At 67.9% G+C, this 7,062-nt stretch carries 1 protein-coding gene and 2 pseudogenes; 2 read left to right on the top strand and 1 reads right to left on the bottom strand.

All coding sequences use genetic code 11. The annotated features are described in order from the left end of the window. Window positions 1-2,508: RHS repeat-associated core domain-containing protein (locus tag ACFZBD_RS34955; RefSeq protein ID WP_391147731.1), on the top strand; the 2,508-nt coding region annotated here is incomplete at its 5' end. A 762-nt stretch (window positions 2,509-3,270) separates the two neighbouring features. Further along, window positions 3,271-4,466 (top strand): annotated as a pseudogene (locus ACFZBD_RS34950) (IS110 family transposase). A gap of 999 nt (window positions 4,467-5,465) precedes the next feature. Here the strand turns inward: ACFZBD_RS34950 and ACFZBD_RS34945 are convergent. After that, window positions 5,466-5,885, bottom strand: a pseudogene (locus ACFZBD_RS34945) (serine hydrolase domain-containing protein); the annotation flags it as partial. Window positions 5,886-7,062: the final 1,177 nt, after the last annotated feature.

Below are 7,062 nucleotides of genomic sequence, written 5' to 3'. Positions count from 1 at the left end.
GTGTTCTCCTACACCCCGTCCGGACAGGTCAAAGAGGCCGTCTCCCCCGGCGGCATAAAGACCTCCTACCGGTATGACGACAAGACCGGCCACGTGCTGGAAGTGGCTGTCACCTCCGCGGACGGGAAGACAGAAGAGAAGACCGGCTACAGCTACGACCCGCACACCGGGGCTGTCACCGCCGTGTTCGACCCGGACGACAAGGCCGGCACCCTCATCGGCTACGCCTATGACGCCGACGGCAACACCACCGAAGTCGCCTACCCCGACGGCAAGACCGTCCGGCAGGAATACGCGGACAACGGCCTGCTGGCAAAGTCCACCGACACCGCCGGGCTGACCACCTTCTACACCTACCACCCTGACGGCACCCTCAAGGAAGCCGTCCAGCACGAACGCGACGACACCGCCAGCCCGGTGAAGGCGAAGGTTGCCTACACCTACGACGGCCTCGGCCGGATCATCAAGACCGACCGCGGCAACGGGGTGGTCACTGAAACCGAGTTCACCGGCGCCAGCCAGATCCGGCACGAGAAAACCACCCGGGACGGCCACCTGGTCACCGAGGCCGCCTACACCTACGACAGCCACGGCAGCCTCACCCAGCGCACCGACACCCGCCCCCAGGCCGGCCCCGGCGGTGCTCCCGGCGAGCCGGTGAGCACCACCACCCGCTACACCTACGACGCCTACAACCGCCTCACCGGATCAGAAATCCTCGGCGCGGGCGGGGAAAAGCTCACCACCAGCCGCTATGAGCTCAACGTCTCCGGCGACGTCGTGAAAACCGAGGTCACCGGACACACCGGAGACCAGGCAGGCAAGACAGAAGTCACCGGGCACGGCATCGACAGCTCCGGCCGGCTCACCACCCTCACCGTCAACGGGGAACAGCGCCAGCAGGCTTTCGACACCGACGGCCACCTCACCACCGCACACGACGGCACCACCTGGACCTACAACCTGAACGGCCGGCCCGCCACCTCCACCGCCCCCGACGGCACCCTCACCCGCTACACCTACTGGGCCGACGGCACCCGCGCCACCACCACCGAAACCACCGGGAGCCCCGGAACGGCACACGGAAACACCAGCGGTGGCGGAACCGGCAGCACCACCACGGCCCCGCAGGAACACACCACCCGCTTCTACTACACCCCCGACGGCACCATCCTCAACGACACCCACACCACAGGCACAGACAAAGAAGGCGGCCAGGCCGCAACCACCGCCTCCTACCTCCTCGCCGGCACCCGCCAGGCCCGCACCCTCACCGGCCAGGGCGCAGACACCGCCTCCCCGACCGGCGCCGGATACCTCATCCAGGACCGGCACGGAAACACCACCGCCCTCACCACCAGCGACGGCCAGGTATCCCAGGCCTGGCAGTACACCGACTACGGCCAGCACACCAGCCCCGACAGCCTGCCCCAGACCCCCGGCAGCACAGCCGGCACAGCACCGGCAGGCCCGGCCGGTGCCGCACGTAATCCCTTCACCTACGCCGGCGAATACACCAGCCCCGACGGCACCCAGTACCTGAAAACCCGCCTCTACGACACCTCCACCGGACGCTTCACCACCCCCGACCCCGCCCCCCAGCACAACCGCTACCAGGCCTTCGGCGCCAACCCCGTCACCAACATCGACCCCGAAGGCACCACCGAAATCCCCGACTGGGGAAGCTGGCTCATCTGGGGCATAACCTTCGCCGCCGCACTTATCACCACCGCCATCACGGTCGCCACGGCCGGCAGCGGCACCCTGATTGCCGTGGGTGTCGCCGCCGCCGCCCTCGATGTCGCCTCCGGCATGCTCGATGCTGTCGCCATGGGCACCGGCCGCACCCAGATTGACGACCCCCTCAATGTTGCTTCACTCACCCTCGGCGCCGCAGGCCTGGCACTCGGTATCGGCCAGGGTGCCCTCATCGCGAGGGCGGCAAAGACAGCCAGAGCACCCGAAGCGGCAGATGAGGCGTTAGAAGTGTCGGTGCACGCCTCTCCGTCCACATCGGAGTGGGCAGCATATTCTGAGGCAGTGCCCAGGGAGAGCGCCCAGAAGATGAAGGCTATCTTTCGTGCCTACACCGGTGCAAAGCCAAGGTATGAGGCGGCCGTGAAGGCAGCGGGAGCATACCTGCAGTCCTCGCCCGAGAGCCACTCGAAACAGGCGATAGGGCAGCTCCGGACGAACTGGGAAGACGCGCAGGCAAGCGCGAAGGCGGCCCTCCGGAAATTCAGGAAGGAAGTTTCCCAGGGACATGCATACATAACTAATGACGGCCAGAGCGCTCTGAAGGAGTTTTCGAAGAACAAGAGCAACGCGCTCAGCGGACTAGCTCGCCGGGTGGAGGAGGCGGGCGGGACAGGGGTATCATTAGACGCTTCCCTGCATGATTACCTCAGCGTGCTGAAGGCTGATCTGGTAATTGGCGATAATCAAATAATGTCCTCGCTGGATCTGTCCGGGGTAGTGAGCCCCTATCAGCTGCCACCCGGGTGGTGAAGGCGGCCGGGCCTCCTGGCGGGCGGGGTGCTGGCTTCACTGCACACGCGCCGGCCGGGGAGCCCCACTGGCACATGCGCGGAAGACCGTGCCGTCCGCGCAGGCGGGAGCCTCGGCCCAGGCATGTTCTCCGGGGTGGTGGGGCTGCGGGTCAGCTGGGTTCGCCCGCACAATCTGCCGAGGCACTGCTTCCTGATGCCGGTTGTCGAGCCACCTGGACTGTGGGAGGCACGGCCTCGCAGGGCCGTCCGTCTCGCAAGAGGGCCCTGCGAGGCCGTTGACGCGACGGCGGGCCAGGGCCGCGACTGCCTGCATGCTGGCGTTTGCCTTCGCCGCGCTTGCGTCCGCAGAACCGGCGGGGAGTCCGCGGTTGACGGATGCTGAGCAACTCGGAGATGTTCAGGACGCGCTAGAGTCGGCGGTTTGTAACGGCGAGGGCGGCGGAGGCTGCCGCTGATCCTGCCGAAGCCGCCGGGAACGGGTGCAACGCCGCCGAAGCCGGCGAGGCGGTCTGTGGTGCCGAAGAGGCTCATGCCGCTCTACCTTCCTTCTGGGTCTGCCCCAGCCATTCGTCGGGTTGTGGCACCAGGGGAGCCGGGTGTGGCTTTCATGCCGCTGCCGACCATGGCTCCGGTGGCTTGGCCGCCCGGCTCCCCACGACGACTCGGCCGCCGATTGGGAAGTGCGAAGAAGTCGCTGCGTAGAGCAATGCCGGCGAGGTCGTCCGTGGTACGAACCGCACGCACGACTGACAGGAGCACGATGCGCCGGATGTGGGCCGGGACCGACTGCGGCAAGACCCACCACCACTGTCTGGTGGTGAATGCCGAGGGCGAGACCCTGTTGTCGCGGCGCGTGGCCAACGACGAGCCCGAGCTGCTGAAACTGATCAGTGACGTCCTGGACCTCGCCGACGGCGGGGAGATCACCTGGGCAATGGACATGACCGGCGGCGAGCCGGCCCTGCTGATCGCACTGCTGGTCAACCACGGCCAGGAGCTCGTCTACATCCCCGGCGTCGTGGTCAACCGGGCCTCCGATGGCTACCGCGGCCAGGGGAAGACCGATGCCAGGGACGCCCAGGTCATCGCCGACCAGGCACGCATGCGCCGCGACCTGCAACCGATCCGTGCCGGTGACGAGGCCACCGTCGAACTGCGACTGCTGACCGAGCACCGGTCTGATCTGGTCGCCGAGCGAACCCGCACTACCAACAGGCTCAAAGCCCTGCTGACAGCATGTTTCCGGCTCTGGAACGAGCCCTGGACATGGGCGCCACCGGAGCACTGACGCTCCTGACGGGCTACCAGACCCCGTCGGCGATCCGCCGCATCGGCCAGCGCCGGCTGACCACCTGGCTGGCCCACCGAAAGGTCCGAGGAGGCGAGGCCCTGGCCACCAAGGCGATAGAGGCCGCCGAGCGGCAGCACACCGCCGTCACGGGCGAGGCCGCGATCGCGCGGATGGTGCTGACCCTTGCGAAGGAGGTGATGACCCTCAGCGAGAAGATCCGCGAAACCGACAAGCTCATCGAAAGCCGGTTTCGCGAGCACGAACTCGCCGAGGTGATCCAGTCGATGCCCGGCATCGGCCCCATCCTGGGCGCCGAGTTCCTTGTCGGCATCGGCGGAGACCTGGAAGCCTTCCCGACGCCCGACCGCCTCGCCGCTTTCGCTGGCGTGACCCCTGCACCACGTGACTCCGGGAAGGTCAACGGGAACCTCCACCGTCCCCAGCGATACCACCGACGCCTGCAGAGGGTCTTCTACACCTCCGCGCTGGTCAGCATCCAGTTCGACCCCAACTCGCGGAAGTTCTACGACCGCAAACGCGCCGAGGGCAAACGTCACACCCAAGCCGTACTGGCTCTCGCCCGCCGACGTGTCAACGTTCTGTGGGCTCTCATCCGTGACCGACGGTGCTACCAAGTCACACCACCTGTCACCGCGACAGCTTGACTTCAGCATTGGGAAGCCGCCGGCCGCGGCCAGGAACTCAGCGCCGAGGATGACGCCCAGGCCGGGCATGCTGAGGGATCACGCCGAAGTCCTGATGCTCCGCGGAACCGGGCTTTGACAGCCTTGACGGCGTCAGCGATCTGTTGGTTGTCTGTCGTGACCAGCACTCCATGGTCCGAAGAACATTCGGCCGACAGGCCCTGACCAGCGATGACCGCATTTCTCAGTCAGTGGCCGGAGCATCCCGGAGGACCGGGCGGCCAGTCCCCCCAGCCATCAACGGCACACAGCCATCAGCCACACCCGGTCCTCCCCGGCCGCCTCACATTCTCAGGGCCGCAGTCACATACCGGGCCCGGGGGCCAGCGGCCCCACTGCAGGACCGCGAAAACATCAAGGGGGGCAGCCGTCTGCGCGGCGGCCTGCGGGGTTGTGGCGCAGTCAGGCGCGGGGCTTTCAGCCGGTCTGGGGATGTCCTGCCCTGTGATCCGGCCGTCAGCGGCTCCCGGCCGCTCTCAGCGCTGGAGCAGGGCGCAGATGAACTCCTCCTGCGTCTGCCGGAGTTTCTTCAGAGCCTCGGGAGCCTGTTCCTTGACCTGGGTGGTCACGGTGAGCGTCAGGGAACGCTTCCCGTCCGGTGTGGCGGCGGCGAGCTGGGTGTAGCCGAAAATGTTCCCGGTATGGCCGCAGACCGCTCCGCACCGGGTGGTGTACCGGACAGCGCAAGTCCGCCCGCGTTGGCGCCCGGGCCGGGAGGAGATGACTTCCTGTCCAGGCCGAACGCCCGCTGCTGGCTGCGCATCCCTGCGCAGAGCAGGCTGCCCCTGGCGTAGGCGCGGATGAACGCGGTGAGGTCCTGGGGGGTGGACACCATGCCGCCGATGCCCACAGAGCGGACATGGAGAACGTCTCGCTCACGTCCGAGTACCCACTGGCTGCGTCATCGTCGGGCTGGTAGCCGTGCAGGTATGGGCCCGGCGGCATGCGGGATCCGGATGGCAGGCCCGTGTTCTTCAGACCGAGCGGCTGGTAGACGTGCTTCCTGACAAGGTCCTCATACCGGGATCCTGTGACTGCTTCGCTGATCAGCGCAGCAGCCACATTATCCGAGTTTGAGTACCGGTACTGTGTACCGGGCGGGAACCGGAGAGGCTGTTTCGCTACGAAGCCCAGAAGCTTCTGTGAATCGAAAGCATGCCGGGGTTCCTTGCTGAGAGAGCGTTGGAACGCCGGCGATTCTGTGTAGTCGGGCAGCCCGCTCGTGTGGCTGAGGAGCTGCCGCAGTGTCACCTTGTGCCAGGCCTTGGGGGTGGCGGGCAGACGCTTGCCCAGGGTGTCGTCCAGCGCCAGTTTTCCCTGGCCGGCCAGCCTGAGAACCACCGTGCCGCTGAACGCCTTCGAGACACTGGCTATGCGCATGTCATCGACGGCCCGGGGGCCTGCCTGGGCCCCTGCTGTGCAATGCCGACCCAGAATACCTGGACGCTTCCATTGCGGTCCAGAACTGTGATCGCGCCGGGCGGCGCCCCGGGCCCGGTTACCAGAGGCGCTGCTCCAGTACCCGCTCCCCGTCCGCCGCCTCTTGCGGCCCGGCCGTCGCGGTGACCAGACTGCCCGCCAGCAGGAGCGCCGCAGCGACACCTACTGTGCGCGCCGTTGTGCTGCGGCTTGGGCAGCGCCGCGGAATATTCGCATAACACTCACCACTCGGGTGGTGACGTCCGGTGCGGCAGCAAGACGGTGTGCTGTGCTGCCGCCTTTTAGACAACGGTGCGTCCCGCCCTCTGCCTGCGCAAGGCGCACCTCTTGCAGGCCGTAAACTCCCTGCTCACAGAGCTCACTTTGCCATCGCCCCGGCCCGCACCATGGCCACGCCGCCACCGGCTGCGGCCATAGTGCCGCCGGCCGGCCAGCCCCGCTGCAGCTGCGCTCTCCGGCTGCCTGGCGTCTCCGCCAGGCGCGCGGCGCAGGCGCCGGTGCCGCCCGCGACGAGGCGGTCCGCCGGGTGTCCGGCGAAGGGAGCTGCGGGGCTGCAGGGCCGTCCACGGAGCCGGGCCCCTGCCCAGGGCAGGCTGAGCGGCCGGCCAGGGACGGCCCCGGCCGGCGCTGTGCGGCAGTGCTGACAGCGCCCGGTGGTGGGTGTGTACGGGCGTGTTCCGGAGGCCGCCGCGAGGGTGCCGTGCAGGCCTGGTGCGGCCAGCCGGTGACCGGCGCCCCTGCGGGCCGGCAGCCCCCGTTGTGCCGTCAAACTGCCAGGGCGGGGCACACCATCGCGGCTGCACCGGTGCGGGCACGGCAGAGCCGCACCGCAGCGGAGCTCCGCTGCGGTGAGCCCGCACCCCGGCTGGGCTTCGCGTTCACGCGGCCACAGCGCCAGTACCTCGCACAGGAGCAGGCGTTCATCCGCCTGCGGGCGCCTTCCCTCCGTGTGCCCCGCTTGCGGCGGAGACAGGCCTTAAGCCGTTGCATAGCGGTCCGCCGGCAGGCCGGGGAGCGCCTTTAGACCTCGTTTCACTTGGTGAGCCGCCGGTAGTTGATGAGGCTGGTGGCGATGGCTGTAAAGGCGAGGAAGTGCTCGGGCTTGCGCTCGTAGCGG

This window comes from Streptomyces sp. NPDC008121 (assembly GCF_042957155.1).
Classification (GTDB): Bacteria; Actinomycetota; Actinomycetes; order Streptomycetales; family Streptomycetaceae; genus Streptomyces.
The sequence above is the reverse complement of the archived record's forward strand: the minus strand, read 5'-3'. Positions and strand labels throughout refer to the sequence as shown.